The sequence below is a fragment of the Lentzea kentuckyensis genome, from assembly GCF_002150765.1.
Classification (GTDB): Bacteria; Actinomycetota; Actinomycetes; order Mycobacteriales; family Pseudonocardiaceae; genus Lentzea; species Lentzea kentuckyensis.
This window is the reverse complement of the sequence record NZ_MUYM01000092.1, coordinates 1-1773: the sequence shown is the minus strand read 5'-3', so window position 1 is coordinate 1773 and position 1773 is coordinate 1. Positions and strand designations below refer to the sequence as shown.

At 68.8% G+C, this 1773-nt stretch carries 2 protein-coding genes; one reads left to right on the top strand and one right to left on the bottom strand.

Annotated features, from left to right (window positions below; genetic code table 11):
* A partial coding sequence (locus tag B0F77_RS35870; protein ID WP_425435768.1) for a Ppx/GppA phosphatase family protein occupies nucleotides 1-578 on the bottom strand: 578 nt, incomplete at its 3' end.
* Nucleotides 579-1288: 710 nt separating this feature from the next.
* On the opposite strand from B0F77_RS35870, the gene B0F77_RS48210 reads away from it, so the two are divergent.
* A complete protein-coding gene (locus B0F77_RS48210) occupies nucleotides 1289-1582 on the top strand; it encodes a hypothetical protein (RefSeq protein WP_086667487.1) in 294 nt (97 codons plus the stop codon).
* Nucleotides 1583-1773: the final 191 nt, after the last annotated feature.

Here is a 1773-nt window from a genome sequence, read left to right as displayed (position 1 = left end):
TTCGAGCAGCCGACGGCGCGAGCGCTCTCATCGGCCGGGAAGACCTTGGCGAGCCGCTCCCTCACCTCGGCCCGCATGTCCTGCACGGTCAGTCCGGCGCGCGTCAAAGTCCTTGCCCCCAAAGGCAACGACACCGCGAGCTCCGGCTCGGCCCCGGATCCGGCCGCCAGTTCCACGGTGCCGCCGCCGACGTCCAGCACGACCATCCGCCCGGCGCCCCAGCCGAACCAGTGCCGTGCCGCCGCGTACGAGAGACGCGCTTCTTCCTTGCCCGACAACACCTTCAGCTCGACGCCGGTGCGTCTGACGACCTTGCGCATGACCTCGTCGACGTTCGCGCAGTCGCGCACGGACGAAGTGGCGAAGGGCAGGAACGCGACGTCGCCTGCCTTCTTGCGGGCGGTCAGCACGGCGGCGCACAGCGACTCGATGCCGTTGCGGCTGATGGCGCCTTCGGCATCGAGCTCGCGGTCGAGTCTCAGCCGGACCTTGTGGGACACCAGCGGGTGCATGAGGTCACGTTCCACGACCACCAGGTGTGCGCTGAAGCACCCGACGTCCAGAACCCCGACCGACATGCGCCACCTTCCCTCTACCAAGTCTTCTTTACCCCATCGGCACCTATTCTGCGGAACTCAGCACCCGATCAGGCAATCCTGGCCCGATGAGATGCGTTACAGTCGGCCGATGTCATTGGCGGAGATCCCTTCCCGGCTCGAACACGCCCTGAGCACGGCGAAGCGCGGCGTGATCGTCCTGGCAGTGGACGGCCTCTCCGCGGACGTGGCCAAACAGTCGTGGTTGTCCGCCTCCATCTCCACCCTTTCCTCGACGGTGCCGTCCACCTCCGCGACGGCCTGGCTGACCGCGCTGACCGGCGTTCCCGCCGACGTCCACCGCGTGCCGGGAACGGTCTACCGCAACGGGTCCGGCCTCGTGCACGCGATCAACGGCACGCCGGCGATCCCGGAGCTGCCGACCGTCCTGGAACGGCACAGCGCCACCGTGCTCGCCAGGGAGCTCGACCTCCTGGAAGGAACGTGGGCCCACGCCCTGCTGCGAGGCTGCAACCGGATACCCGCGCCCCCGCGGCACAAACTCACCGCTCAGGCGGAGGATCCGCCGCTGCTCGTCGCCAACGTCGTGGCCGATCTCGACAAGGCGATGGACCAGGCCGGGTTCCTCTGGACCTACGTCAACATCGACGACNNCCGTCGTCGCGCATTCGGACCACGGCCAGGTCGCCGTCGATCCCGATCCGGACCTCGTCGAGGCCTGGGACGCGATCGTGCGCGAGGAGTGCGTGATCCCGTCGGGCGGTGCGGGCCGGACGCGCTGGCTCTACCCGAAGGCGGACCGTCTGGAAGCCGTTTTCGACCGCGTGGCAACGACTCTGGGTTCGACGGCCACCGTGCACCACGCGACCGACCTCGGTCTGCCGCAGCCGGAGGCCGGACCGGTCGTCGCGGTCGCGGCGTCGCCCGCGTTCCCCGTCCCGGACCCGTCCGTGAAGTTCGAGCACGGCGGCCTGAGCCGCGACGAGATCGACGTCCCCTACGCGGTCTGGCAGGCCGTACAGTAGGCGCGTGCGCGTCGAATTTTCGAGCTCTATAAGGAAAATCGATGCTGCCGATTGGGATTCGGTGGTCCATGCGAGCGGCGCGCCGGTGTTCTACGAGCACGCGTACGTCAGCGCCTACGAGCAGGCGCCGCTGACCACCGCGGACTACTCCGGGTGCTTCCTGGTGCGGGACGGCGGAAAGCTGGTCGGCG